Here is a 26,281-nt window from a genome sequence, read left to right as displayed (position 1 = left end):
CGCCAGCGCATCGCATCTGTGCCTCGGACTGTGCCTCGGACTGTGCCTCGGAACGTCCCCGTCAGTGTCCCCGCCGGCGCCGCGCCCACGCGATCTCCGACCCGCCGAACGCGGCCTTACGATGGGTGCCATGACCGCTTCGCCTGGCCGCCGTGTCCTGCTCGCCGCCCCCCGTGGTTACTGCGCGGGTGTGGACCGCGCCGTGATCGCCGTCGAGAAGGCCCTGGAGCAGTACGGGGCCCCCGTCTACGTCCGGCACGAGATCGTCCACAACAAGTACGTCGTGCAGACCCTGGAGAAGAAGGGCGCGATCTTCGTCGAGCGGACGGAGGAGGTCCCGCCGGGGAACATCGTCATGTTCTCCGCGCACGGCGTGGCCCCCGTCGTCCACGAGGAGGCCGAACGCGGCAGGCTCGCCACCATCGACGCCACCTGCCCCCTCGTCACCAAGGTGCACAAGGAAGCCGTCCGCTTCGCGAACGACGACTACGACATCCTCCTGATCGGCCACGAGGGCCACGAGGAGGTCATCGGCACCTCCGGCGAGGCCCCCGACCACATCCAGCTCGTCGACGGCCCCGGGGACGTCGCCAAGGTCGAGGTCCGCGACCCGTCGAAGGTGGTGTGGCTGTCGCAGACCACCCTCTCCGTCGACGAGACCATGGAGACCGTCGACGCGCTCAAGGAGAAGTTCCCGCAGCTCGTCTCCCCGCCGAGCGACGACATCTGCTACGCCACGCAGAACCGCCAGCTCGCGGTCAAGCAGATGGGCGCCGAGGCCGACCTGGTGATCGTCGTCGGCTCCCGCAACTCCTCCAACTCCAAGCGCCTGGTCGAGGTCGCCAAGCAGGCCGGCGCGCGCGCCGCCTACCTGGTGGACTTCGCCGACGAGATCGACGAGGCATGGCTGGAGGGCGTGACCACGGTCGGCGTCACCTCCGGCGCCTCCGTCCCGGACGTCCTGGTCGAGCAGGTCCTGGAGTGGCTGTCGCAGCGCGGCTTCGCGGACGTGGAGATCGTCAAGGCCGCCGAGGAGTCGATCACCTTCTCGCTGCCCAAGGAACTCCGCCGCGACCTGCGCGAGGAGGCCGCCGCACTGGTGGCCGAGCGGGGCGGCTCCGGCACGGCCGGGGCGTGACCGCCCGGATCACCGCCCGCGTGACGGCCGGTGGCCCGTCGTAACGTAGAGCCATGCAGATCTTCGGCGTGGACATCGGCGGATCCGGGATCAAGGGCGCCCCTGTGGACCTCGACAGGGGCGATCTCGCCCAGGAGCGCTGCAAGGTGCTCACCCCGCACCCGGCGACCCCCGACGGGGTGGCCGACGGGGTGAAGCAGGTCGTCGACCACTTCGGCTGGACCGGCCCGGTCGGCCTCACCTTCCCGGGCGTCGTCACCGGCGGCGCCACGGTCCGTACGGCGGCCAACGTCGACAAGAGCTGGATCGACACGGACGCGCGCGCCCTGTTCGGCGAGCGGCTCGGCGGACTGGACGTCACGGTCGTCAACGACGCGGACGCGGCCGGTGTCGCCGAGATGCACTTCGGCGCCGGGCGCGGCCGGCGGGGCACGGTCATCCTGCTCACCTTCGGCACGGGCATCGGCAGCGCCGTCTTCACCGACGGCGTCCTCGTCCCCAACAGCGAGCTGGGCCACCTCGAGCTGGACGGCCACGACGCCGAGAAGCGGGCCTCCAGCAAGGTCAAGGACGACCACGACCTGTCGTGGGAGCAGTGGGCCCAGCGGGTGCGGAAGTACCTCGCCCACGTCGAGATGCTGTTCTCGCCCGAGCTGTTCATCATCGGCGGCGGGGTCAGCCGCAAGTCCCACAAGTTCCTGCACCATCTCGAGGGCATCAGGGCGGAGATCGTCCCGGCGCAGCTGCAGAACAACGCGGGCATCGTGGGAGCGGCGATGCGCGCGGCCGGCTGAGAGGTCGGCACTCGGGCCACCGTACGCACGGAGGCCCGGCTGCCACGGCGCGGGGGCCGTCGCCGGGCGGCCATCGGTGTCATCGGGCGGCTGTCTCCCGGCGGCCGTCACCGCGCGGTCCGGTGGCTGTCACCCGGTGGCCGTCACCGCGCGGCCGCCGACCGACATTCGCTGACCGTCATTCGCCGGCTGCCAGGTCGTCGGTTGTCAGGCCGCCGGCTGTCAGATCGCCGGCTGTCAGGCCGTCGGCCGGTTCCGGGCGGCGGCAGCGGCGGCCACCCGGCGGCGTGCCGCCCGGATCCGCCGGGCGATCACGACCGACCCGGCGATCAGCGTCCCGCCGTACAGCCAGCCGGCCTCGGTGGCCAGCGCGGTCACGATCCCCATCAGCCGCCCGCCGACACCGTCACCGCCCTCGGCGACGGTCGTCACACCCGCGGCGAAGGCGATCGGCACGACGACGGGCGCGATCAGCAGGTCGCCCTTGCGCACCCAGAACGCCGTGAGCACGCACACCGGCAGGAACAGCACGCCGTACACCGTCAGGGACGCGCCGAACAGCACCTGGTCGAGGAACCCGAGCACGACCATCACCGCCGTGCAGAACAGTCCGCCGCCCAGCCCGGTCAGCCGGGGATTGGGCGTCGCGCGCACCCGCCGCAGGACCCGCAGCGCGGCCGGCACCGGCGCCCCCGCCCCGGAAGGCCGGGGCCCCGCCTCCGCCGCCGGACGACGCGGCCCGCCGCCCGCGCCCGGTACGCCGGGCCGCCGGACCGGCGGTCTCGCCGGTCCGCCGCCCGCCTTCCGCCCCTGCGGGGGCAACGGCGTCCGGCCCCGTCGCGGTCCGTACTGCGCAGGTCGCGTCCTGTGTTGCTCCACTGGACCAACTTAGGTCGGTTTATGTGTCGAATAGCCCGACAGACACGCCGTGGGACGAGGTCCGGCCAGGTGTTCGACGCCCGGCGCGGCCGTTACCGGGCACCCCGTAGACTGGTGGATCGGCCCAGTCTGGCCTGCCCCGCCCTCCGCATCCTCACGTACGGGAAGTCGCAACGTGTCGCTCACGATCGGAATCGTCGGTCTGCCGAATGTCGGCAAGTCGACCCTGTTCAACGCCCTGACCAAGAACGACGTGCTCGCGGCCAACTACCCGTTCGCCACGATCGAGCCCAACGTCGGCGTCGTGGGCGTCCCCGACCCGCGCCTGACGAAGCTGGCCGAGATCTTCTCCTCCGAGAAGATCCTCCCGGCGACGGTCGACTTCGTCGACATCGCGGGCATCGTGCGCGGCGCGAGCGAGGGCGAGGGCCTGGGCAACAAGTTCCTGGCCAACATCCGCGAGTCCGATGCGATCTGCCAGGTCATCCGCGCCTTCAAGGACGAGAACGTCGTCCACGTCGACGGCAAGGTCTCGCCCAAGGACGACATCGAGACGATCAACACCGAGTTGATCCTCGCCGACCTCCAGACCATCGAGAAGGTCCTGCCCCGCCTCCAGAAGGAGTCGCGGATCAAGAAGGACGTCGCGCCCAAGGTCAAGGCGGTGGAGGAGGCCAAGGAGATCCTGGAGAAGGGCGACACGCTCTTCGCCCACGGCATCGTCCAGGGCACCGAGCGCGCCGAGCTCCTCCACGACCTGCACCTCCTCACGACGAAGCCCTTCCTCTACGTCTTCAACGTCGACGAGGACGAACTGACCGACGAGGACTTCAAGAACGAGCAGCGCGCGCTGGTCGCCCCCGCCGAGGCGATCTTCCTCAACGCCAAGCTGGAGGCGGACCTCGCCGAGCTGGAGGAGGACGAGGCCCTGGAGCTCCTCCAGTCCGTCGGCCAGGAAGAGCCCGGCCTGGCCACCCTCGCCCACGTCGGCTTCCGCACCCTCGGCCTGCAGACCTACCTGACGGCCGGCCCCAAGGAATCCCGCGCCTGGACCATCAAGAAGGGCGCCACCGCCCCCGAGGCCGCCGGTGTCATCCACACCGACTTCCAGAAGGGCTTCATCAAGGCCGAGGTCATCTCCTTCGACGACCTGGTCGCGACCGGCTCGGTCGCCGAGGCCCGCGCCAAGGGCAAGGCCCGCATGGAGGGCAAGGACTACGTGATGCAGGACGGCGACGTGGTGGAGTTCCGCTTCAACGTGTGATCGCATCACCACAGGCGGCCTGACCCGCGAGAACGCGGGTCAGGCCGTTGTGCTGTCCGCAACAGTCCGCAGAACCGGGAGCGGCTACGTGTCATGGACCGGGGAGCGGTGTCCGATGTGTACGACCCGCACGGTCAGTTCCCCGTTGTCGATCGTGTAGACGACACGGTGGTCGCCGACTCGCGGGCGGCGGCGCTCGGGCTGGGATACGAGTGCGGTGGTGTCGAAGCCGAAGGGGGCGCTCTCCAGCTCTGTCGGTTTGGCCAGGATTCGAAGCGCGATGCCACGCGGGATCTTGCGTAGCCCGGCCCGGGCCTCGGGCCGGAACACCGTGCGGTAGTCACTCACCGCGTGCCAGCGTCTCCCTCATCACGTCCTCGACGAGGCCGCCGGCGGCCGGGCTCGCCATGCGCTCGTCGATGATGCGGTTGATCTCACGCTCTTCCCCCTCCTGGTACTCGCGCAGCACCTCGATCGAGACCACGGCGGCGACCTGCTCGCCGCGACGGGTGATGACCGTGGGCACGTCGTCGCGGTCGGCCCGTTCGACGACTTCGGCCAAGTGGGCGCGCACGTCGCGGACGGACTCTATGGGCAGTGGCTGCGCCATGCCCGAAGGTGCCGAGTGTGCCATGTGTGTGCAATGCCTGCGGGCCGGTCGCGCCCCGAAGGTCGCTTGTGTCTCCGTTGTACCGCGGCCCTCGCAGTGGACGCCGCCCCAAGCGTCATGTGCCCGTTCGCCGCAGCAGGCCCCGCTCCATCGCCACCACCACGGCCCGGGTGCGGTCGCTGACGTCGAGCTTGGCGAAGACCCGTAGCAGGTGGGTCTTCACCGTCGCCTCGGCGATGAAGAGGCGCTCGCCGATCTCCGCGTTCGACAGCCCGTCGGCGACCGCGGTCAGTACCTCCACCTCCCGGCTGGTCAGCTCCACCGGCGCCGGTCGGCGCATCCGCGCCACCAGCCGCTGTGCGACCCGCGGCGCCAGCACCGTCTCGCCGCGGTGGGCCGCGTGGATCGCCTCCACCAGGCGCTCCCGGGTGGCGTCCTTCAGCAGATAGCCGGTCGCGCCGGCCTCCACCGCGCGCTCGATCTCGGCGTCGGTGTCGTACGTGGTGAGGATCAGAACCCGGGTGCCGGCGTGTTCCGCCACGATCCGCTCCGTGGCGCCGACCCCGTCGAGCACCGGCATCCGCAGGTCGAGCAGCACCACGTCCGGCCGTACCTCGCCGACCAGCGACACCGCCGCGCGGCCGTCGCCCGCCTCGCCGACGATCTCGATGGACGGCTCCGCGGAGAGCAGTGCCACCAGTCCGGAGCGCATGACGGTGTGGTCGTCCGCCACGATGATGCGCAGCTTGGGCTCGTCCGTCATGTCACTCCTGACCTTTCGCGGGGAGTACGGCGAGGACGAGGGTGCCGTCGCCGGGGGAGCTGGTGATGGTGAGGTCGCCGCCGAGTTCGGCGACCCTTCGGCGCATGCCGTCCAGGCCGAAGCCGCTCGCCTCGTCGACGTGGAAGCCGCGGCCGTCGTCGGTGATTTCGAGCTCGACCGCGTCGGGGCCGACACTGAGCACGACGCCGACGGCGGTGGCGGCGGCGTGCTTGCGGACGTTGGCCAGGGACTCCTGGGTGCAGCGCAGCAGGGCGATGCGGGTGGTCTGGTCGAGCTCGAGGCCGTGCTCGGGCAGCTCGGCCGTCACCGGGATGCCGGTGTCCTCGGTGAAGCGCTCCAGGGTCCGGCGCAGCGCGTCGGCGGACGCGCCGGTCCGCGGGGCCGAGCCGACCAGGGCGCGGGCCTCCACCAGGTTTTCGCGGGCGGTCTGCTCGATGGAGCGCAGCTGCTGCGCCCCGCGCGCCGGGTCGGACTCCAGCGACGTACGGGCCGCCTCCGCCAGCACCACGATGGAGGCGAGGCCCTGTGCGAGCGTGTCGTGGATCTCCCGCGCCAGCCGCTCGCGCTCCGCGGCGGCGCCCTCACGGCGGTGTGCCTCCGCCAACTCCTGCTGTGCGTGCTGGAGTTCGGCGCCCAGCCGCTCGGCGCGAGCGTCGTTGCGGGTGGCGATGTGGTGCAGCCAGAGCCCGAGCAGCGAGCCCGTGGCGTAGCCGATGAGGGCGGCGGTGGCGTTGCCGGTGCCGAAGTCCGGGCTCCAGCCCTGGTCGGCGACGCCGCCGAGGACGGTGGCGGCGGTGGCCACGCCGCTGAGCGCGACCGCGCGGCGGGGCCCGTCCGCGTAGATCCAGAACATCGGCAGCGACACGATCAACAGCGCCGCCCCGCCGCCCGGCAGCGCCGCCATCGCTCCGAGCGCGGGGATCAGCAGCCACAGGAAGACGAGCGGTCGCACCGGCCGGTTGCCCGGCCACAGCCGCAGCAGCCCGTAGCTCACGCCGAGTACGGCGAGCACCACCGCCGACAACCAGCCCGCCCGGCCGCCGTCGTGCAGGGCGATGGCCGAGGGGGTCAGCCCGAAGAACACCCAGCAGGCGTCGTACCAACGGCGGAGCCTGCGTATGCCGATGGCTTCCTCGGGCTGCCGCGGTTCGCTGCTCATGCCGCGTCAGCCTACGGGCACGGCCGGCTCGGTCCGCGCGATGCGGGCCGCGGCCCGGCGCGACGGCCACCACGCCCGGTTGTCGAGCAGCAGCAGCGCGGCCGGCAGCACCATCATCCGGATCACCACCGCGTCCAGCAGCACCGCCACCGCGAGGCAGAAGCCCATCTGCTTCATCTCCGCCAGGTGCAGGGCGACGAAGCCGCCGAAGACCGTGACCATGACGATCGCCGCGCTGGTGACCACCTTCGCCGACTTCCCGATGCCGTCCAGCACCGCCTCGCGGGAGGAAAGACCGCGCTGCCGAGCCTCCTGGATCCGGCTGACCACGAACACCTGGTAGTCCATCGAGAGCCCGAAGAGGATCACGAAGAGGAACAACGGCACCCGGGACGCGATCGCTCCGATCGAGTCGAAGCCCAGCAAGGTCTCCGCCCAGGTTCCCTGGAAGACCGCCACCATCAGCCCGAGCGCGGCGGCCGCGGAGAGAAGGTTCAGTACGACGCCGAGGAGGCCGATCACCACCGAGCGGAACGCCCACACCGTCATCAGGAACGTCACCAGCAGCAGCGCCCCGAGCATCAACGGCAGCTTGCCGCGTTCGTGGTGCACATAGTCCTGACCGCGCGCGACATCGCCGCTGACGGCGGTCTCGGCGCCCCGCAGCTCCCCGGTGGTGGCCGGGATGTAGACGTCCCGCAGCCGCTCCAGCGACCGGACCGCCTCGTCGGCCTGGGCGGGGTGCGGCACGGACAGCTCCAGAACGCTGGTACGGCCGTCCGCGGACGTGCGCAGCGAGGGCGCGGCATGCTTCGCGAAGAGTGCGTCTGCCTGCGTGCGTTCGTCCAGCTCGGTCAGCGCCCGCCGTGCCTCGCCCTCCTGCCCGGGCGCGTTCCGCACCACCACCTCGTGCTTCACCAGCAGCTCGGGAAAGTCCGCGGTCAGCCGGTCATATGCCTGCATCGCAGGGATGTCGCGGGAGAAGGTGTCCCGCCCCGGGTCGATCAGCTTCATCTGCAGCACGGGCATCGCCAGCGCCAGCAGCGCGAGTACGGAGACGACCAGCGTCGCCACCGGGCGCCGCTGCGCGGGCCGCAGCAGGGCGGCGAAGAACCGCCCGGTCCCGGCCCGTTCGGCGCGCGGCGCCTTCCCCTTCCGTGCCCGCTGCGCGGCCCGGCGCTCGGTGCGCCGGCCGAGCTTCACCAGCAGAGCCGGCAGCACAGTCAGCGAGCTCACCACCGCCACGGCGACGACCAGGACGGTGCCCGTGGCGAGCGAAGAGAAGATCACGTCGGTGGCGAGATAGAGGGTGGCCGTGGACGCGATCACCGCGAGCCCGGAGATCACGATCGACCGCCCGGCCGTCGCCGCCGCCAGCTCCACCAGCGCCTCCGACGTGAGCCGCCCGCCCGCGCGTGCCCGCTCCTCGCGCTCCCGCTTGAGGTAGAAGAGCGTGTAGTCGACGCCGACCGCCAGGCCGATCAGGAGGATCAGGTTCGTGCCCACGCCCGCGTCCGGGATCAGGTGCGAGGCCAGCATGTTGAGGCCCATCGCCGCGGCGATCGAGGCCAGCGCCAGCAGCAGCGGCACCCCGGCCATCACCGCCGAGCCGAAGACGACCAGCAGCGTGATCAGCGTGACCGGCAGCGAGATCCGCTCCGAGAGGGCGAGGTCCTCGTCACGCTGGTCGTTGACGCCTTTGCTGATCGCGGGGGAGCCGGTCTCCTCGATCTTCAGATCAGGGTGGGCCTTCGCCACCTTCTCGGTCTCCGCCAGCAGCGGGACGACGTTCTTCTTGCCCTCCAGCTCGGGGCCCTCGAGGGTCACCGACACGCGGACGGTGTCACCGTCGCGCGAGCGCACCGGATCGGCGACGCTCGCGACTTCCGGCAGCTTCGCCATCCGCGCGGCGACGTCCCGGGCCGCGGCCTCGGTGCCGTCGCCGCCGCGGATCGTGACGTGCTCGACCGGCTTGCGCTGCAGTCCGGCCTCGGTCGCCAGTTGCTCGGCCCGGCCGGCCTCGCCGACCCAGTAGTCCTCGGTGGTTGCTTGGTGGGTTCCGGCCGTGATCCCTGCGCTGAGACACAGCACCACGAAGACGAGCCAGCCGGTGATCGCTCGCCAGGGGTGGAGGGCGCTCCAGCGCGCCATCCTCACGGAGATGTTGGTCATGACATTGATGCTGGTCGCGAGGCCAGGGGCGGCATGAGGGTCAGCAGGTTGAACCTCGTGTCCACCGACCGGTGGACACGAGCACCCCGGCCGGTCCGCAGTCGGTCCGCAGGACACTCGCAAACAGTCATCGGGAACCGGCAGACGCCAACGGGGAAATAGCCGGTCAGAACTCCGGACGGGGCTCCGTCGCAGATCAGGGTCGGGCCGCAGGCATTCCGCTTCAACGTGCAGGGCGATTTCCCTTGACCGCCAAGAAGGCTGGTCAAGGCGCATAACAGCACCCATGAGGGCTGGGGTTGCCAAGGGCCGCAGGCGCCTCTCTTCGATTCTTTATCCACAGGACACGGGCTGACCGGTAGCCCCCGGCTCGTGCCTGCACCGTGGCGACCGGTGACACGGGAGCGGCGGAGCGGCTGCTGCGGCAGCAGTCGGCGTACACGCCGCCGACATGACGGTGAGTCCGTGCCCCGGGCTCGTCGGGGGCACGGACGCGCTGGCTACGCCCGCACGATGCGCTCCACCAACTCCGGGACCCATTCCACGTACTCGACCTCTGCGCCACCGTGATGGCGCGCGTACAGGAACCGACCGGTGGCGCTGGCGCTTTCCGGTGTGGTGATCTCGGCGCCGGCGGTCGCGAGAGTCTCGATCAGGGTATCGAGGTCGTCGACGATCACGGTGGCGCTGGCGTGGGAATAGCGAGCACGCTCCGCCGGCGGCCCCGCGATGACGAGGAAGTCACCGATCGCTGCGAGTTCGACGGAGTCGAAGGCGAAGCGGAGATCGGGCTCTGCGCCGGTCAGTTCACGCAGTAATGCCAGCGACTTGTCCAACTCGTCGGTCCACAAGCGTGCGTACGTCTTGAGAATGGTCATTGCGTGTCCTCACGGTAACTTGTGAATACCTGGGAACCGTAGGAGAGTGAAGAGGTCAGAGGGAAGAGCGCACTTTTGCGAGAGAAGGGCACCTGGTGGTTACCGAAGAGGTCAGGCGCGTGTCGGAGGACGCCGATGTGACACGCGCCCACTCCCTCGCGCGTGAGATCTTCTCCGGCATCGCGAACAAGTGGACGCTGCTGGTGGTCAGCACCCTCGGCGAACGCACCCTGCGCTTCACGCACCTTCGCGGTGAGGTGAAGGGCATCAGCCACAAGATGCTCACGCAGACGCTGCGCGGCCTCGAACGCGATGGGCTCGTCGAGCGCACCGTCTACCCGACCGTGCCGCCGCGCGTGGAATACGCGCTCACGGACGCAGGTCAGGAGCTGCGGCACACCGTCTACGGCATGTGCGCATGGACTCGCCGGCACCTGGAACACATCGAGGAATCCCGCGAACGGTACGGCCGGGCGCCACAGACCGCGGCCACGCCCGTCAAGAGCCGACCGGCGTCAGCCGGTCGCTGAGACCAGGTTTCGCCATGGATGCCGCCGACGAACTCCGCATCGACCTCCCGCACCGTGAACTGCTCGACCAGGTCCTCGACAAGTGGTCGCTCAGCGTCCTCAACGAGCCCTGCGAGCGCCCGTGCCGTTTCAACGAACTGCGCCGTGCCGTCCCCCAGGTCACCCAGAAGTCGCTGACCGCGACGCTCCGGAGGCTCGAACGGAACGGTGTGATCGAGCGCGAGGTCGTCTCCACCCGCCCGGTTGCGGTCAGGTACCGGATCACCCCGCTCGGCAAGACCCTCCGGCCCCCCGTCGAGGTGCTGCTGGCGTGGGCCTCGGAGAACATGCCCGCCGTGGCACGCGCACGCGCAGCCTTCGACGAGCGGGAGGAAGGGGCGGGTCTCTGATCCCGTTCCGCCTGCCGGTCGGGCCCCGGTCCCGCTGACGCCGTCCCGCCCGGCGGCCCGCGCTCCGGCGGCCGCCGCCGCGGCCGTGCGACTCCGGTGCCCCACCTGCTGTCGCACCGTCACCCGCGGGCGACCACCTGCCGGCACGCCTCCACGTATCCCCGTACCAGCGGGCGCTCCTCGTCCTCCCGGCGCCAGGCGAGCGCGTACCGGCTCGGGCTCAGCCCCCGGACCGGGCGGGTGGTGACGCCGCCCAGGGTGATCAGCGGGGCGTTGCCCGAGGCCACGAGACAGATGCCGAGACCCGCGACGAGGGCCTCGTACGTCTCCTCCGTACCGGCGATCTCCGCGCCGATGCGCGGTGGGCGGCCGGTGCCCACGGCCGGGGCGCGCCGTTCGTCCAGTTCACGCCGTTCGTCCAGTGCCAGCCAGAAGTCGCGCAGGACGCCCGCCTCCGGCGGCAGGGCGAGGAACGGCTCGTCGACCAGGTCCGCGAAGTCGACCTCGGGACGGGCCGCGAGCGGGTGGGTGTCGGGGAGGGCGACCAGGCGGGGCTCCTCGGCGACCGGGGTCCACGCGTAGCGGCCGGCGTCGGGCAGCGGCAGCCACACGTAGGCGACGTCGGCCGTGCCGTCGGCCAGACCCGCGGTCGGGTCGTGCCAGCTCATCTGCCGCAGCCGCGGCAGCGCCCGGGGGTGGGCCGCCGTGAAGCGGGAGCGGATCGCCGGCAGCAGGCCGCCGCGCCCGGGACTGGTGCTCATGCCGACCACCAGCGTGCCGCGCCGCGCCGCCAGGGTCGCCCGCACGGCCGCCGCACCCTCGGTCCAGTCGGCCAGCACCCGCCGGGCGTGCGGCAGCAGGGCCGTGCCCGCCTCGGTGAGCGTCACACCGCGCGGCTCGCGCCGGAACAGCTCGGCGCCCAACTGTCGCTCCAGCGCCCGGATCTGCTTGCTCAGCGCCGGCTGGGACACGTACAGCCGCTCCGCCGCCCGCGTGAAGTGCAGTTCCTCGGCCACCGCCGCGAAGTAGCGCAGCTCCCGCACGTGCACGTCCGTCGTCATGCCCGTTGGTTATCACCGCGGGTCTTGGACGGGCAACCGGCTTCGTCGGCAGGGTGGTTGGCGATGGCAGGCCGGACGGAAGACGAGGGAGCCGGAATGAACAAGGTGTGGCTGATCACGGGTGCGAGCAGCGGCTTCGGGCGGGCGATCGCCGAGGCGGCCCTCGCCGAGGGCGACGTGGTCGTCGGCGCGGCCCGGCGGCCCGAGGGGCTCGACGACCTGGTGGCCGCCCATCCCGACCAGATGGACGCACTGCGCCTGGACGTCGCCGACACGGCCGCCGCCGAGGCCGCCGTGCGGGACGTGGTGGCACGGCACGGACGGATCGACGTGCTGGTCAACAACGCGGGCCGCACGCACGTCGGCGCCTTCGAGGAGACGGGCGAGGACGAGCTGCGCGCTCTGTTCGACGTGCACGTCTTCGGGCCGGCCGCGCTGACGCGGGCCGTGCTGCCGCACATGCGGGAGCGGCGCTCGGGCGCGATCGTGCAGATGAGCAGCATGGGCGGGCAGATGTCCTTCGCGGGCTTCTCGGCGTACAGCGGGACCAAGTTCGCGCTGGAGGGCATGAGCGAGGGACTCGCGGACGAGGTGCGGGAGTTCGGGATCAAGGTGCTCGTCGTGGAGCCGGGCGCCTTCCGCACCGGCCTGTTCGCGAGCGGCGCGGCCGGGATGAGCGCGGACAGCGGTGTGTACGCCAAGGTCAGCGAGACCCGCGGAATGGTCTCCGGCGGCGACGGCAGCCAGCCCGGCGACCCGGCCAAGGCGGCGGCACTCGTCCTCGCCGCGCTGGCGGCCGACGACACCCCGCTGCGGCTGCCGCTCGGCGACGACGCCGTCAGCGCGGTCCTCGACCACCTGGACCAGGTCCGGGCGGACGTGACGGCCTGGGAGAAGCGCACGAGGGCCACGGGCTTCGACGACTGAGACCCACCCCGGCCGGGAACGGTTCGTGCGGACCGTTCCCTCCGGGCTGCCCTCTCCGGGCCGTTCCCTCCGGGCTGCCCTCTCCGGGCTGCCCTCTCCGGGCTGCCCTCTCCGGGCCGCCCTCTCCGGGCCGCCCGCCCACGGGCTGCGGCTCCGATCGTCCGTCCGGGCCGCAGGGGGCGCGGCTCCGGGCCGTCCGTCCGGTCCGTCCCCTGCGGGCCGTGGCTCCGGAGCATTCCTCCGGGAGGCCACCCCGGGGCACCCCGGCCCGCCCCCGGAGGGGCGCCGCTCCGCCCGCCGCCCCCGGCCGTCGTTCCTGATCTCGCGTACCGCCCCGGCTCGGCGCGCGCATACCATGCGGTCAGTCACGCGGCCGTGCGTTCCGGACGGTCGCTCCCACCCCGCGGGGCCTTCCGCGCCGCCGCACGGATCAGGAGTACGGCACCCGTGTCCATACCGCCGCCCACCGGCCCCCAGGGACCGTACTCCCCAGGGCCCTACCCCCAGGGGGCGTACGCCCCGCAGCAGCCCCAGCCGGTCTGGGGCGGTCTCTACGGTGCGTACCCGCGGCAGGCGCCCGTCAACGGTGTGGCCATCGCCGCGCTCGTCCTCGGCGTGCTCTGCTTCCTGCCGGCGGTCGGACTCGTGCTGGGGCTGGTCGCCCTGCGGCAGATCAGGAGGAGGGGCGAGCGGGGCAAGGGGCTCGCCGTGGCCGGTTCCGTGCTCTCCTCCGTGGGCCTCGCGCTGTGGGTGGTGTCGCTCTCCACGGGCGCCGCCGCCGACTTCTGGCAGGGCTTCAGGGACGCGGCGCGGGGCGAGGGCACCGCGTACGCGCTCTCCAAGGGCGAGTGCTTCACCACGCCCGGCGGGTCCCTGGAAGGGGTCGCCTACGACGTCGACGTGGTGCCCTGCGCCGAGGAGCACGACGGCGAGGTGTTCGCGGCCTTCGACCTGCCCGGCGGCTCCTACCCCGGCGACGTCGAGATCACCCGGTCCGCCGACGACCGGTGCTACGCGCTCCACGACACCTACGCCATGGACCGCTGGGCCCTGCCCGCGGACGTCGACGTGTACTACCTGACGCCGACCCGGCAGAGCTGGCGCATGGGCGACCGGGAGGTCACCTGCCTGTTCGGCAACACGGACGAGCGGGGCACGCTGACCGGCTCGCTGCGCAAGGACGCCATGACGCTCGACCCGCACCAGCACGCCTACCTGCTGGCGGAGGGCGTCCTCAACCGGGCCATGGACGAGATGCCCGAGGCCGAGTCCGTCGAGGACGACTTCCCGGCGTACGGGACCTGGGCGGGGCAGGTGTCCGAGGCGCTGACCCGGGAGACCGGGATGCTGCGCGGGCACACCTGGCCCGCGGGGTCCGAGCGGCAGGTCACCGATCTGCTCGAGGACCTCGACGAGGCGCAGAGGGAATGGAGCCTGGCGGCCGAGGCCACCGACGTCGACACGTACTACGAGCACTACGACAAGGGCTTCGACCTCGTCGAGGCCGACACGACGGTCACCGCGCGCAAGGCCCTGGGGCTGTCCACGACACCGCCGGTCTACGAGGACGAGGGCGGCCACGGGGGAGACGGCACCGGCATGGAGGTGTGAGGGCGTCCACAGGGGGGAGAAAGTGCCTGCGTGAAGCCCCCGGCGGCACACGTCATCACATCGAGTGATTCTCTGGCCTTTGCTTGCCTGGCACAACCTACGGTTGCCACGCTGTTGCTGTCTGTACAACCTGATGGGAGCGGCCAGTGACAATCGGTGAGCAGCCGGCGTACCTGCGCGTCGCGGGTGATCTCCGCAAGAAGATCGTCGACGGCCTGCTGGCGCCGCACACCCGCCTCCCCTCCCAGGCCAGGATCCGCGAGGAGTACGGCGTCTCGGACACCGTCGCCCTGGAGGCGCGCAAGGTGCTCATGGCCGAAGGACTGGTCGAGGGCCGCTCGGGCTCCGGCACCTATGTGCGCGAGCGGCCCGTGCCCCGGCGCATCGCCCGCTCCGGATACCGGCCGGCCGGTGACGCCACGCCCTTCCGCCAGGAGCAGGCCGACGCCGGGGTCCGCGGCACGTGGGAGTCCCGCAGCGAACAGGCCGAGGCGAGCGGCGCCGTCGCCGAGCGGCTCGGGATCAAGCCCGGGGACCGGGTGATGTGCACGCGCTACGTCTTCCGCGAGGGCGGCGAGGCGATGATGCTCTCCACCTCCTGGGAGCCGCTCGACCTCACCGGCCGCACGCCCGTGATGCTGCCCGAGGAGGGCCCGCTCGGCGGCATGGGCGTCGTCGAGCGGATGGCCGCCATCGACGTCGTCGTGGACAACGTCACCGAGGAGGTCGGCGCCCGCCCCGGCCTCGCCGAGGAGCTGCTCACCCTGGGCGGCGTCCCCGGACACGTGGTCCTGGTCGTCCAGCGCACCTTCTACGCCTCCGGCCGCGCGGTCGAGACGGCCGACGTGGTCGTCCCGGCCGACCGGTACCGGGTGGCGTACCACCTGCCCGTCAAGTAGGGCCCCTCCGGCCGGTCGGACAGGGCCCTTCCCGTCGAGCTGGGTCCGGGTCCGTCGGCGAATTCCGGGGGTGTCCGCCGCCGACGGACCCGCCCGCTCTGCGAGATGGCGCACGCCTCCGTGCGCCTCTCGCGCCCCCTCGCCCGCGTCGGCACCGTGTTCCGCGGTCCGGGCCACCGGCCCGCACCGCGTCGTTTCGGTCGTTCCTGCAGGTCGCCTCCGTCCTGCCGGACACGCCCCTGACCGGAAGCATCGGTGCCACAGGAGGGCGCATCGGGTATCGCGCGCCCCCTGCATTCTGGCTGGATGCGTACCTCTTTGTGAAAAACCGTATTCGCTGCGTAAAGGTTAGGCGTAGGCTCGGGCATATGCGGATTGCGGTTTCCTCGGCGAGCGGGGTGTGACGGGGGCCGCGGGGTGGGAAGCGGAGGGGCGCGATGAACGACAGCACGGTCACTCTTCCCTGGCTGGTCTTCCGCCAGGACGACAACGGCAATCGCTACCGCGTGGGCAGGTACGCGACCCGGGCCGAGGCCCAGAGGATCGCGGACACCCTCGACGGCCGGGGTCACAAACAGCTCTACTGGATCGAGAAACTCGGCCCGAACACCACCGGCCCGGCCGACTGACCCGGCGCACCACCGCGACGGCCGGCCCGGCCGGGCGACTAGGCTCCGGCGCATGACGGAACGGATCGTGGTGGGTGCCGCGCTGATCGACGGCGGGCGCCTGCTCGCCGCCCGGCGCAGCGCGCCGGCCGAGCTGGCCGGACGCTGGGAGCTGCCCGGCGGCAAGGTCGAGAGGGGCGAGACGCCCGAGGCGGCCCTCGTGCGTGAGCTGCGCGAGGAGCTGGGTGTGGCGGCCGAGACCGGCGAGCGCGTCCCGGGGCAGTGGCCGCTGAGACCTCCGTACGTCCTCCAGGTGTGGACCGCCCGCCTGCTGCCCGGCTCCGCCGCTCCCGAACCCCTCGAGGACCACGACGTCCTGCGCTGGCTCACCCCCGCCGAGATCTGGGACGTGCCCTGGCTCGACCAGGACGTACCGGCCGTCGAGCGGGCGCTCGCGCACCTGGCACCGGAGGCGAACGACGCGCGGGGCGCGTAGGGGAGCCGGTGCGGGCGCCTCGTGGGCCGGCGGTGCTTCCACGCGCCCATGTGTCCTGAGATGTTCCAGATCTTCCAGGATGAACAAAGACGCCCGGAGATGTGGAGATATTACGAGATGCCCCGGGATTCCCCTCTGGACGGTATCGGGCCTCCGAATCGGGTATGGGCCCATTAATCCTACGAAACCGGACAGGGTGGGGTCGCAGGTCGGGGAAGTGAGCGGCGTGATCAGGACCGAAGGCGACTGCGTCGAGTGGGTCTTCCCGGGGGAGCCGGACACCGTGCGGACCGCGCGCTCCCTCGTCCGCGACCGGCTGCGCGGCTGGGGCCTCGACGGTGTCGGTGACATCGCCGCCCTGCTGGTCAGCGAGCTGGTCACCAATGCCCTGCGGCACGCCACGGGCCCCGTCGGGGTCCGTCTCGTCCACCGTCCCGGAGGTCTGCCGGGCGTCCTGCTCGTGGAGGTCTCCGACGCGCTCCCCGACCCTCCCCGTGAACGGGCCGCCCGGCCCGAGGACGAGAGCGGCCGGGGGCTGTACCTGGTGGCCTCCTCCGCCCGCCGCTGGGGTTCGCGACCCGCGGAGGCCGGCAAGACGGTCTGGTTCGAGCTCGCGGTGCCGGAATGACGTGGCCGTGGTCGCACCGAAATGTCCCGACATCGGGTGCGGTCCCGTCGGCCTGCCCCTTCGGGCCGGTGGCAGTCGCCGACGCGCGTGATTCGATGCCGTGTCCGCTGGTTAGAAGACTGGGAGTGCTGTCACGGTCCGGACCGAAATGCATCGGGACCGTGCTGTGATCGTGAACACCGTGTTGTGCGGCGCCGTAGTGCTGGATACTGCGGGCAGCCGCCCCCGGTGACCGGTGCCGGACGCGGTGAGCTGGAGGGGACGGTTCGCGTGAGCGAGATACCAGCGAGGGCCACGGAGTCCGAGGGGTCGTCGGACGCTGTCCGGGCCGGCGCCGCGGGCGCGGCCGGGAGCGCGACGGGCGCCGGACCCGGCGGGGGCCCGCCCGGTGACGTGCCGTCCGGTGACGCCGTGTGGCAGAGCAGCCCGCCCGGCTCCATGTACGACTACATCAAGGTCGCGTCCTTCTCCATCGGCCCCGACGGTCTCGTCGACCAGTGGAGCCTGCGCGCCGAGCAACTGCTCGGCATCCCCGCCGAACACGCCGTCGGCACCGACCCCATCGAGACGTTCATCGACCCCGACCTGCGGGAACGGGGCCAGCGCAAGATGGCCGAGATCCTCGACGGACGCGAGTGGACCGGCGTGGTCCCCTTCCGGGCACCGGCCGCCCGCACCGGGGGCGGGGAGCGTGAGCGGCGCGGACCGCGCGGGCTCGCCGAGGTGTACGTCATGCCGACGCGGACGGAGGACGGCGAGAAGGCCGCCGTCTGCATCGTCGTCGACGTCCGCACCCTGCGCAGCATCGAGACGGACCTCGCCGCCTCCCAGGCCATTTTCGGCCAGTCTCCGTTCGGCTTCCTGCTGATCGACCCCGATCTGCGGGTGCGCCGCGCCAACCAGCGGTTCGCCTCCGTCTTCGGCGGCACGCCCGACGCCCACCGGGGCAAGGGCGTCCACGACTACCTGCCGCGCGCCGAGGCCGACCGCGTGTCCGCCACCCTGCGCCGGGTCCTGGAGACCGGCGAGTCCATCACCGACATGCACGTCACGGGCTTCGTGCCCGGCTCCGACGAGCGCCGCCACTGGTCCGTCAACCTCTACCGGGTCCACAGCGGTTCGGGCCGGCCCATCGGCATCGCCTGGCTCGGCACCGACATCACCGCCCGCCGCGCCGCCGCCCGCGAGGCCGCCGCCGCCCGGCGCAACCTCGCCCTCCTCAACGATGCGGGCGCCCGCATCGGCAACTCGCTCGACCTGGAGACCACCGCCCGCGAACTCCTCGACGTCGTCGTCCCCGGCTTCTGCGACCTGGCCACCGTCGACCTCTACCAGGGCCTGCTGGTCGGCGACGAGACCCCGCCCGGCCTCGCCGACGGCAGCGCCGAACTGCGCCGCGTCGCCTTCTCCAGCGCCGTCTCCGAGGCGCCCTTCCACGGCGCCGGGCAGCGGGTCAAGCTCGGTGCCGTCCACCACTACCCGTTCAACTCGCCCTGCGCGGACGCCCTGCGCACGGCCCGTCCGCGCTCCGTGCCCGCCGAGGACGGCGGCCTCGTGCAGTCCACGCTCGCCGTCCCGATGGTCGCCCACGACACGGTCGTGGGACTCGCGCAGTTCGCCCGGACCAAGGGCAGCGAGCCGTTCGGGGACCGCGACCGCGACCTCGCCGTGGAACTGGCGGCGCGGGCCGCCGTCTGCATCGACAACGCCCGCCTCTACCGGCGCGAGCACGAACGCGCGCTGATCCTCCAGCGCTCCCTGCTCCCGCCCGGCGACCCGGAGGCCTCCGGACTCGACATCGCCTGCCGCTACCTGCCCGGCAACGCGGCCACCGGCCGGTCCAGCGAGGTCGGCGGCGACTGGTTCGACGTCATCGAACTCCCCGGTCACCGCACCGCCCTGGTCGTCGGCGACGTCATGGGACGCGGACTGCGCGCCGCCGTCGCGATGGGCGAACTGCGCACCGCCGTACGGACACTGGCGCAGCTCGACCTCGAACCGGCCGAAGTGCTCTCCCACCTGGACGAGATCGCCCGCGGCCTCGGCGCCCCCGGGGGGCCCTCCCAGGCCTTCGGCACCGGGGGAGGCGTCCAGCAGGCGACGCGCGCGGCCCGCCGCCCCCGCGAGAAGGACCTCTCGGAGGTGTACCTGGCGACCTGTGTCTACGCCGTCTACGACTCGGTGACCCGGCGCTGCACCTTCGCCAACGCCGGCCACCTGCCGCCCGTCCTGGTCGAGCCCGGCGAGGCCGCGCTGATGCTGGACGTCCCGCCGGGCCTGCCGCTCGGCGTCGGCGGGGAGCCGTTCGAGGAGGTCGAGGTCGAACTGCCCGAGGGCTCCCTGCTCGCGCTCTACACGGACGGCCTGGTCGAGAGCCGCGACCACCCCCTCGACGAGGGTCTCCAGGCGTTCGTCGGCGCGCTGACCGATCCGACGCGCCCCCTGGAGGACGTCTGCGACCAGGTCCTCCACACCCTCGGCTCCCATCACGGCGAGGACGACATCGCCCTGCTGATGGCCCGCGTCCAGGGCCTGCCCGCCGAGTCCGTCGGCGACTGGACCCTGCCGCGCGAACCACGCAGCGTGGGCCGGGCCCGCGAGTACGCGCGCGCCCAGCTGCTCAGCTGGGACCTGGAACCCCTGGTCGACACCACCGAGCTGCTGGTCAGCGAGCTGGTCACCAACGCGCTCCGGTACGGCGAGGGCGAGATCAGACTCCGCCTCCTGCTCGACCGCACCCTGGTCTGCGAGGTCTGGGACTCCGGCCTGGTCCAGCCCCGTCGACGCCGCGCCCGCGACACCGACGAGGGCGGCCGCGGCCTGCAGCTGGTCGGCCTGCTCAGCGCGGCCTGGGGCTCGCGCCGGACGCCGCGCGGGAAGACGGTGTGGTTCGAACTGCCCCTGCCGGGCGGCGACACCCCGCTGACCGACCCGGCGGAGGCCCTGCTCAGCCTCTTCTGACGCGTCCCGGTGTCGTACGGGTCCGGGTGCGCCGGATGCGGCGTGCCCGGGCGCAGCCGGCCAGCAGCAGCGCCGCCCCGGCCGTGACCAGGGGCGGCACCAGGTCGGTGGAGATCATCGCGCCGCACCCCGGACCGCAACCGGAACACCGGTTCGAGTCGTCCCCGCTGGCAACACGCTCGGAGCGTATGCGCCGGATCGGGTCACCGCGACCGGGGACGGTCACAGGGAGGGGAACACCGTGGAGCACACGGAGCCGAAGACCACCGAACCGGTGGCCGCCGACGGCGACCAGGCCCCGCAGGAGCCACCCGCACCCGACACCGGAAGCGGCACGGGTGACGCGGGTGGGAGGGCGAGAAGAGGAAAACGCCTCCGCCGCGTCCGCCGCACCGCCCTCGTCGTCCTCCTGGTCCTGCTCGTCCCCCTCCTCGCCGCCGAGACGGCCCTGCGCGTCAACTACGCCGGTGACCCCGCCGACGGCACGTACACCCGCGACCGCGACGCGATCTGGCTCGGTCACGCCTGGGTCGACGGCCGCAAGGACGACGCGGACCTCACCGCCCTCGCCCGCGACCTGAGGACGACCGGCATCCGCGACCTGTACGTCCACACCGGCCCGATGGAGCACGACGGCACCCTGCCGGCGTCGCTGTACCCACGGGCGCGCTGGCTGACGGAGGCCGTGCACCGGGAGATGCCCGGCGTCCGCGTCCAGGCCTTCCTCGGCGACGTCCTCGCCACCGAGAGCCCCGACGGCATGCGGCTGGAGGAGGCCGCCACCCGGGCCGCCGTCGTCGACTCGGCCCGCCAGGTCCTGGACGTCGGCTACGACGGCGTCCACCTCGACCTGGAGCCGCTCCACTCCGGCGACCGGAACTACCTCTCCCTCCTGGACGACGTACGCGCCGTCACCCGGGCCCGGGACGCGCAGCTCTCCGTCGCCGCCCACCAGATCGACCCGCTCCCCGGCTTCCACTCCTTCTGGGGCACGGTCGCCGGGCACCCCAAGTGGTGGTCGCAGGAGTTCTTCGGCCAGGTCGCGCGCCGCGTCGACCAGATCGCCGTCATGTCGTACGACACCATGCAGCCGCTGGAGAGCCTGTACGGCGGCTACGTCGCCCAGCAGACCTCCCTCGCCCTGGAGGTCACGCCGCCCACCACCCACCTGCTGATGGGCCTGCCCTTCTACCACGAGAACCGCTTCGGCCACTGGAGTCACGCCGAGACCGTCGCCGCCGCCGTCCGCGGCGTCCGCCTGGGCCTGTCCCGCACGGACGCCGGCCGGGAGCGGTTCGGCGTCGCCGCGTACATCGACTTCGCGGCGACGGAGGAGGACTGGGCGGCGTACCGGGACGGCTGGGTGCGCTGAGCGGACCCGCGGGGCCCGCGAGCGGCGCCTGATCTTCTCCCCGGGCCGCACCAGCGGGTCGTACGCGCGGTCCAGGCCGGTCTCCGCGCCGCGTCCAGCAGGTGCGCGTCCGGTTCGGCGACCCGCATGAGGAAACTCGCCCGAGCCCGTCCACGGGGAGCCGTCGTACGGCGTGTCGGGGAGCGGGACGAGACCGGGCCGCCCGGCCGCACCGGAGGAGGCGGCCGCCGCCCGCGGCGGCGCGACGCTCTCCCGCGGGTGGCCGGCGACGGTGCGGACCCGGTGCGTCTCCGGGCCGTAGCCGCCGAGCCGCTGTGCCAGGCGGTCCGCCGGCCGGGACAGGTCGGCGAGGCGGCGCCGCGGGGACGACCGGTCGTGCACGGGCCCGAGGCGACCCCGCCCCCGCAGGGCCCGGCACGCGGCCGGACCCGGGCGGCGCCGTTCCCGCGCCTGTGGGTGCCGCACGTCGCACCTGCCGCGGGGAGGGCGTGCACCGATCACCCGGGACGTACCGGTGCGCGGGGCGGTGCGCTGAGCGGGGCGGCGCGTTGCGCCGCACGGGTGGCCTTGCGCACCGCCGCCGCCGTGTCTCCCCGCGTCGCCGAACCGTTTCCTCTTCAGTGGCCGCATATCGCACGGATACAAATGATCAACTCCAAATACCGCAAAAGCGATCATCGTGGAACCGATCACCACGGACGTGATCACCACCCCGCGGCCTTCCGGAGGTAGCAGAGATGTCCCACGTCGGCGTCGGACCCCGCGCGGTCACGCGCTCGGTCGCCTTCCTCACCGCGGGTGTGCTCGCGCTCCCCGTGCTGGCCGGCTGCAGTTCCGAGGACCCCGCCGGGAAGCCGCTCGCCGGGCAGGACATCGCCCTCGCGGCCCGCGCCCGGATCGCCGACGGCGGCACCCTGCACTGGGCGGTGGACTCCGTGCCGGAGACCCTGAACACCTTCCAGTCGGACGCCGACGCCACCACGGCCCGCGTCGCGCAGGCCGTGCTGCCCTCGATGTACCGGACGGACGCGACCGGCCGCCCGGTGCGCAACCCCGACTACCTGGAGTCCGCGAAGGTCGTCGGCACCGAGCCCAAGCAGGTCGTCCTGTACAAGCTCAACCAGCAGGCCGTCTGGAGCGACGGCCGGGAGATCGGCGCCGCCGACTTCGCCGCCCAGTGGCGCGCCCTGTCCGGCCGGGACAGCGCCTACTGGACCGCGCGCAACGCCGGCTACGACCGCATCGAGAAGATCGAGCGCGGCGACAACGACCTGGAGGTCAAGGTCACCTTCAGCCGTCCCTACGCCGACTGGAAGTCGCTGTTCACACCGCTGTACCCGAAGGACGTCATGGGCACCCCGGACTCCTTCAACGACGGGGCCCGCCGCAGGCTCAAGGTCACCGCCGGGCCCTTCTCCCTCAAGAAGGTCGACACCAAGGCCGACGAGATCGTCCTCACCCGCAGCCCCCGCTGGTGGGGCGACCAGCCCAAGCTCTCCGAGATCGTGCTGCGCTCCGTACCGCGCGACAAGCGGGTCTCCGCGCTGGCCGCCGGCGAGGTGGACCTGGCCGAGCTCGACCCGGACACCGCCGAGCAGGTCTCGCTGGCCGCGGGCCCCCGGGACGCGGGCACCGGCACCCCGGTCATGGGCGCGAGCGGCAGCCCGGCCCCGGGCGGTACGCCGCAGCCCGGCTCCGACGGCAAGCGGTCCGCCGCGGACGACCTGCGTTCCTGGGCCGTCGCCAACGGCTCCGACGAGGAGGACGCCGACGAGGAGACCCTGGCCCGCGAGAAGCGCCGCGAGGCGGCGGAGAAGGAGCGGCGCCGGCAGCAGGCCCTGCGCGGATTCGAGCTGCGCAAGTCGCTGGAGCCCGCCTACACCCAGCTCGCCCTCAACGGCGCCGACGGCCCCCTCGCCGACGAACGCGTCCGCCGTGCCGTCGCCCGCGCCCTGGACCGCAGGGCACTGGCCAAGGCGGTCCTGGGCCCGCTGGGCCTGCCCGCCGAGCCCGTCGGCAGCCACCTCGCCCTGGCCGGCCAGCCCGTGTACGCCGACAACAGCGGGGCGCTCGGCGACCAGGACGTCAAGGAGGCCCGCGCCCTCCTCGCGGACGCCGGGTGGGTGTCCGGCGGGCCCGTGGACCAGCGGAAGAAGGGGGAGAAGGCGGCCGGCGCCGAGGGCGAGAAGTCCGAGGACGGCCGGAAGGGCGAGAACTCCGAGGACGCCGAGGACGACGGCACCTACATCGTCGGCGAGGACAACAAGAACGAGGAGTCCGACCGGGAGAGCGGCGAGAAGCACCGGAGCGGGAAGAACACCGCCCGGGGCGGCGCCCCCGGCGCCTACGCCCCCAAGGGCACCGCCGCCCCGGCGGGATCGGGCTCGGCGGTGAAGCCGCTGGCCAAGGACGGCAAGGCCCTCACCCTGCGCTTCGTGCTCCCCACCGGCCCCGGCTCCGAGACGCTGCGCACCGTGGCCGACCGCGTCTCCGGCATGCTGAAGAAGATCGGCATCGGCACCGACATCACCAAGGTGTCCGACGAGAGCTACTTCAAGGACCACATCGCCTCCGGCGAGTACGACCTGGCGCTCTACTCCTGGCCGGCCACCGCCTTCCCCGCCACCGACGCCCGCCCCATCTACGCCAAGCCCGTCCCGGCCGCCGACGGCTCCCTGAACGTCGCGCAGAACTACACCCGGGTCGGCACCGACCAGATCGACCAGCTCTTCGACCAGGCCCTGGCCACGCTGGACGAGAAGGAGGCCCGCGACCTGCTGCGCAAGGCCGACTCGCGGATCTGGGCGTCGGCGGGCTCCCTCCCCCTCTACCAGCGCCCGCAGCTGACCGCCGCCCGCAAGAACCTCGCCAACGCGGGCGCCTTCGGCTTCGGGACCCCGGTCTACGAGGACATGGGCTTCCTGAAGAAGGGCGCCGAGGGCGCGCCGCGGTCGGCGGGCCCGACGTCCTGAGAGGGCGCTCCCGGCCCCCGGACACGGCCCGGCAAGCCCCCGCCCTCGCGGCCCCGTACCATTGGGTGAGGCCGTGGCATGCATCGCCCGGCAGGCCCGCGTGACACGGACGTCCGCGAGGGCCGTCCTCACACCCTCCGGGAGTACGCCACACATGGCTGTGTCTGTTACGCGTCACAACATCCGCAACGTCGCCATCGTCGCCCACGTCGACCACGGCAAGACCACCATCGTCGACGGGATGCTCAAGCAGGCCGGTGCCTTCGCCGCGCACCAGCTCGACTCCGTCGACGACCGCATGATGGACTCGAACGACCTGGAGCGTGAGAAGGGCATCACGATCCTGGCCAAGAACACGGCGGTGAAGTACCACCCGAAGGATGGCGGCGACGTCATCACGATCAACATCATCGACACCCCCGGCCACGCCGACTTCGGCGGTGAGGTCGAGCGCGGTCTGTCGATGGTCGACGGCGTCGTCCTGCTCGTGGACGCCTCCGAGGGCCCGCTGCCGCAGACCCGCTTCGTGCTCCGCAAGGCGCTCCAGCAGCGGCTGCCGATCATCCTGTGCATCAACAAGACGGACCGGCCGGACGCCCGGATCGACGAGGTCGTCAACGAGACGTACGACCTCTTCCTCGACCTGGACGCCGACGAGGAGCAGATCGAGTTCCCGATCGTCTACGCCTGCGGCCGTGACGGCGTCGCCTCGCTCACCAAGCCGGAGGACGGCACGGTCCCGTCCGACTCGGACAGCCTGGAGCCGTTCTTCTCGACGATCCTGGAGCACATCCCGGCCCCCACCTACGAGGAGGGCGCCCCGCTCCAGGCCCACGTCACCAACCTGGACGCCGACAACTTCCTCGGCCGTATCGCGCTGCTGCGCGTGCACCAGGGCGAGCTGAAGAAGGGCCAGACCGTCGCCTGGATGAAGCGCGACGGGTCCGTGCAGAACGTGCGGATCTCCGAGCTGATGATGACCGAGGCGCTCACCCGCAAGCCCGCCGAGAAGGCCGGCCCCGGTGACATCTGCGCGGTCGCCGGCATCCCGGACATCATGATCGGCGAGACCCTGGCCGACCCGGAGAACCCGGTCCCGCTGCCGCTGATCACGGTGGACGAGCCCGCGATCTCCATGACCATCGGCACCAACACCTCCCCGCTGGTCGGCCGCGGCGCCACCGGCAAGGGCGCCGACAACAAGGCGGCCGTCAAGGACCGCAAGGTCACCGCCCGCCAGGTCAAGGACCGTCTGGACCGCGAGCTGATCGGCAACGTCTCGCTCCGCGTCCTGGACACCGACCGCCCGGACGCCTGGGAGGTGCAGGGCCGCGGTGAGCTGGCGCTGGCCATCCTGGTCGAGCAGATGCGCCGCGAGGGCTACGAGCTGACCGTCGGCAAGCCGCAGGTCGTCACCAAGGAGGTCGACGGCAAGACGCACGAGCCCGTCGAGCGCATGACGATCGACGTGCCCGAGGAGCACATGGGCGCCGTCACGCAGCTCATGGGCGTGCGCAAGGGCCGGATGGACAACATGTCCAACCACGGCTCGGGCTGGGTCCGCATGGAGTTCGTGGTCCCCTCCCGCGGCCTCATCGGCTTCCGCACGGAGTTCCTGACCCAGACCCGCGGCACCGGCATCGCCCACTCCATCCACGAGGGTCACGAGCCGTGGTTCGGCACCCTGACGACCCGTAACAACGGTTCGCTGGTCGCCGACCGCTCCGGCGCCGTCACCGCGTTCGCGATGACGAACCTGCAGGAGCGCGGCGTCCTCTTCGTGGAGCCCGGCACCGAGGTGTACGAGGGCATGATCGTCGGCGAGAACTCCCGCGCCGACGACATGGACGTGAACATCACCAAGGAGAAGAAGCTCACCAACATGCGGTCGTCCTCGGCCGACTCGTTCGAGGCGATCGTCCCGCCGCGCAAGCTCTCGCTGGAGCAGTCGCTGGAGTTCTGCCGCGACGACGAGTGCGTCGAGGTGACCCCCGAGGCCGTTCGCATCCGCAAGGTGAACCTGGACGCCCGCGAGCGCGCCCGCGCCGCGAGCCGCGCCAAGCACGGCTGATCCACCGGGCGCCGGCGGACAGTCGGCGCACAGCGAGGCCCGGGTGCCCCCGTCACGGGGCACCCGGGCTTTTTTCAA

The 26,281-nt window shown here is 72.3% G+C and carries 24 protein-coding genes; 15 read left to right on the top strand and 9 right to left on the bottom strand.

Translation table 11 applies throughout. The features are described 5' to 3' along the window. Window positions 1-121: 121 nt before the first annotated feature. Both ACIRFH_RS05495 and ppgK read left to right on the top strand, forming a co-directional pair. Window positions 122-1,138, top strand: coding sequence for a 4-hydroxy-3-methylbut-2-enyl diphosphate reductase (locus ACIRFH_RS05495; protein ID WP_403517236.1), 1,017 nt, complete (start codon window positions 122-124; stop codon window positions 1,136-1,138). Window positions 1,139-1,191: 53 nt separating this feature from the next. Next, window positions 1,192-1,932, top strand: a complete 741-nt coding sequence (gene ppgK, locus ACIRFH_RS05490; RefSeq protein WP_403517235.1) for a polyphosphate--glucose phosphotransferase — start codon at window positions 1,192-1,194, stop codon at window positions 1,930-1,932. A gap of 237 nt (window positions 1,933-2,169) precedes the next feature. Here ppgK and ACIRFH_RS05485 read toward each other — a convergent pair whose 3' ends face one another. Beyond that, a complete protein-coding gene (locus ACIRFH_RS05485) occupies window positions 2,170-2,811 on the bottom strand; it encodes a DUF6542 domain-containing protein (protein ID WP_403517234.1) in 642 nt (213 codons plus the stop codon). 175 nt (window positions 2,812-2,986) lie between these two features. Here ACIRFH_RS05485 and ychF point away from each other — a divergent pair, with 175 nt between their 5' ends. Continuing rightward, window positions 2,987-4,075, top strand: coding sequence for a redox-regulated ATPase YchF (gene ychF, locus ACIRFH_RS05480; RefSeq protein WP_403517233.1), 1,089 nt, complete (start codon window positions 2,987-2,989; stop codon window positions 4,073-4,075). Window positions 4,076-4,159: 84 nt separating this feature from the next. Here the strand turns inward: ychF and ACIRFH_RS05475 are convergent, their stop codons facing one another. From ACIRFH_RS05475 to ACIRFH_RS05450, 6 genes are all read right to left on the bottom strand, one after another. Further along, entirely contained in the window at window positions 4,160-4,423 is a 264-nt protein-coding gene (locus tag ACIRFH_RS05475) for a type II toxin-antitoxin system RelE/ParE family toxin (RefSeq protein WP_403517232.1), read from the bottom strand. After that, the gene (locus ACIRFH_RS05470; protein ID WP_403517231.1) at window positions 4,416-4,685 is read right to left on the bottom strand and encodes a type II toxin-antitoxin system Phd/YefM family antitoxin; all 270 of its coding nucleotides are present in this window, start codon (window positions 4,683-4,685) and stop codon (window positions 4,416-4,418) included. Before ACIRFH_RS05470 ends, ACIRFH_RS05475 begins: the two co-directional genes overlap by 8 nt. A 115-nt stretch (window positions 4,686-4,800) precedes the next feature. Continuing rightward, entirely contained in the window at window positions 4,801-5,448 is a 648-nt protein-coding gene (locus tag ACIRFH_RS05465; protein WP_403517230.1) for a response regulator, read from the bottom strand. A 1-nt stretch (window position 5,449) separates the two neighbouring features. Beyond that, the gene (locus ACIRFH_RS05460) at window positions 5,450-6,628 is read right to left on the bottom strand and encodes a histidine kinase (RefSeq protein WP_403517229.1); all 1,179 of its coding nucleotides are present in this window, start codon (window positions 6,626-6,628) and stop codon (window positions 5,450-5,452) included. 6 nt (window positions 6,629-6,634) lie between these two features. Further along, the gene (locus ACIRFH_RS05455) at window positions 6,635-8,800 is read right to left on the bottom strand and encodes an MMPL family transporter (RefSeq protein ID WP_403517228.1); all 2,166 of its coding nucleotides are present in this window, start codon (window positions 8,798-8,800) and stop codon (window positions 6,635-6,637) included. Window positions 8,801-9,300: 500 nt separating this feature from the next. Further along, complete coding sequence (locus tag ACIRFH_RS05450; RefSeq protein WP_403517227.1) at window positions 9,301-9,678, bottom strand: VOC family protein; 378 nt, start codon at window positions 9,676-9,678, stop codon at window positions 9,301-9,303. Between the two features lie 95 nt (window positions 9,679-9,773). Between ACIRFH_RS05450 and ACIRFH_RS05445 the strand changes: the two genes are divergently transcribed. Continuing rightward, window positions 9,774-10,208: a winged helix-turn-helix transcriptional regulator gene (locus tag ACIRFH_RS05445; RefSeq protein ID WP_403517226.1), complete on the top strand. Its 435-nt coding sequence runs from the start codon at window positions 9,774-9,776 to the stop codon at window positions 10,206-10,208. Window positions 10,209-10,222: 14 nt separating this feature from the next. Then, entirely contained in the window at window positions 10,223-10,597 is a 375-nt protein-coding gene (locus ACIRFH_RS05440; RefSeq protein WP_403517225.1) for a winged helix-turn-helix transcriptional regulator, read from the top strand. Window positions 10,598-10,716: 119 nt separating this feature from the next. On the opposite strand, the gene ACIRFH_RS05435 is transcribed toward ACIRFH_RS05440, so the two are convergent. Further along, window positions 10,717-11,658 carry a LysR family transcriptional regulator gene (locus tag ACIRFH_RS05435; RefSeq protein WP_403517224.1) on the bottom strand — a complete coding sequence of 314 codons (942 nt, stop codon included), beginning with the start codon at window positions 11,656-11,658 and terminating at the stop codon, window positions 10,717-10,719. A 96-nt stretch (window positions 11,659-11,754) separates the two neighbouring features. Between ACIRFH_RS05435 and ACIRFH_RS05430 the strand changes: the two genes are divergently transcribed. The 7 genes from ACIRFH_RS05430 (at window position 11,755) to ACIRFH_RS05400 (ending at window position 19,788) form a co-directional block, all read left to right on the top strand. After that, complete coding sequence (locus ACIRFH_RS05430) at window positions 11,755-12,585, top strand: oxidoreductase (protein WP_403517223.1); 831 nt, start codon at window positions 11,755-11,757, stop codon at window positions 12,583-12,585. 447 nt (window positions 12,586-13,032) lie between these two features. Then, the gene (locus tag ACIRFH_RS05425) at window positions 13,033-14,196 is read left to right on the top strand and encodes a DUF4190 domain-containing protein (protein ID WP_403517222.1); all 1,164 of its coding nucleotides are present in this window, start codon (window positions 13,033-13,035) and stop codon (window positions 14,194-14,196) included. Between the two features lie 146 nt (window positions 14,197-14,342). Further along, window positions 14,343-15,095: a GntR family transcriptional regulator gene (locus ACIRFH_RS05420; protein WP_403517221.1), complete on the top strand. Its 753-nt coding sequence runs from the start codon at window positions 14,343-14,345 to the stop codon at window positions 15,093-15,095. Window positions 15,096-15,532: 437 nt separating this feature from the next. After that, a complete protein-coding gene (locus ACIRFH_RS05415) occupies window positions 15,533-15,724 on the top strand; it encodes an SPOR domain-containing protein (RefSeq protein WP_403517220.1) in 192 nt (63 codons plus the stop codon). A gap of 52 nt (window positions 15,725-15,776) precedes the next feature. Beyond that, window positions 15,777-16,199, top strand: coding sequence for a (deoxy)nucleoside triphosphate pyrophosphohydrolase (locus tag ACIRFH_RS05410; protein WP_403517219.1), 423 nt, complete (start codon window positions 15,777-15,779; stop codon window positions 16,197-16,199). A 196-nt stretch (window positions 16,200-16,395) separates the two neighbouring features. Next, complete coding sequence (locus ACIRFH_RS05405) at window positions 16,396-16,827, top strand: ATP-binding protein (protein ID WP_403517218.1); 432 nt, start codon at window positions 16,396-16,398, stop codon at window positions 16,825-16,827. A 270-nt stretch (window positions 16,828-17,097) separates the two neighbouring features. Next, complete coding sequence (locus ACIRFH_RS05400; protein ID WP_403517217.1) at window positions 17,098-19,788, top strand: SpoIIE family protein phosphatase; 2,691 nt, start codon at window positions 17,098-17,100, stop codon at window positions 19,786-19,788. On the opposite strand, the gene ACIRFH_RS05395 is transcribed toward ACIRFH_RS05400, so the two are convergent. Further along, window positions 19,775-19,906, bottom strand: a complete 132-nt coding sequence (locus tag ACIRFH_RS05395) for a hypothetical protein (protein ID WP_403517216.1) — start codon at window positions 19,904-19,906, stop codon at window positions 19,775-19,777. The genes ACIRFH_RS05400 and ACIRFH_RS05395 overlap by 14 nt on opposite strands. A gap of 123 nt (window positions 19,907-20,029) precedes the next feature. On the opposite strand from ACIRFH_RS05395, the gene ACIRFH_RS05390 reads away from it, so the two are divergent. The 3 genes from ACIRFH_RS05390 to typA all read left to right on the top strand — a co-directional run bounded on the left by ACIRFH_RS05390 (window position 20,030) and on the right by typA (window position 26,203). Further along, complete coding sequence (locus tag ACIRFH_RS05390; RefSeq protein WP_403517215.1) at window positions 20,030-21,160, top strand: glycosyl hydrolase family 18 protein; 1,131 nt, start codon at window positions 20,030-20,032, stop codon at window positions 21,158-21,160. Between the two features lie 737 nt (window positions 21,161-21,897). After that, a complete protein-coding gene (locus ACIRFH_RS05385) occupies window positions 21,898-24,132 on the top strand; it encodes an ABC transporter family substrate-binding protein (protein ID WP_403517214.1) in 2,235 nt (744 codons plus the stop codon). A gap of 154 nt (window positions 24,133-24,286) precedes the next feature. Further along, complete coding sequence (gene typA / locus ACIRFH_RS05380) at window positions 24,287-26,203, top strand: translational GTPase TypA (protein WP_403517213.1); 1,917 nt, start codon at window positions 24,287-24,289, stop codon at window positions 26,201-26,203. The last annotated feature ends 78 nt before the right edge of the window (window positions 26,204-26,281 follow it).

Origin of the sequence: Streptomyces sp. NPDC093586 (assembly GCF_044764905.1) — a bacterium.
Classification (GTDB): domain Bacteria; phylum Actinomycetota; class Actinomycetes; order Streptomycetales; family Streptomycetaceae; genus Streptomyces.
This window is presented reverse-complemented; position numbering and strand designations above follow the sequence as displayed.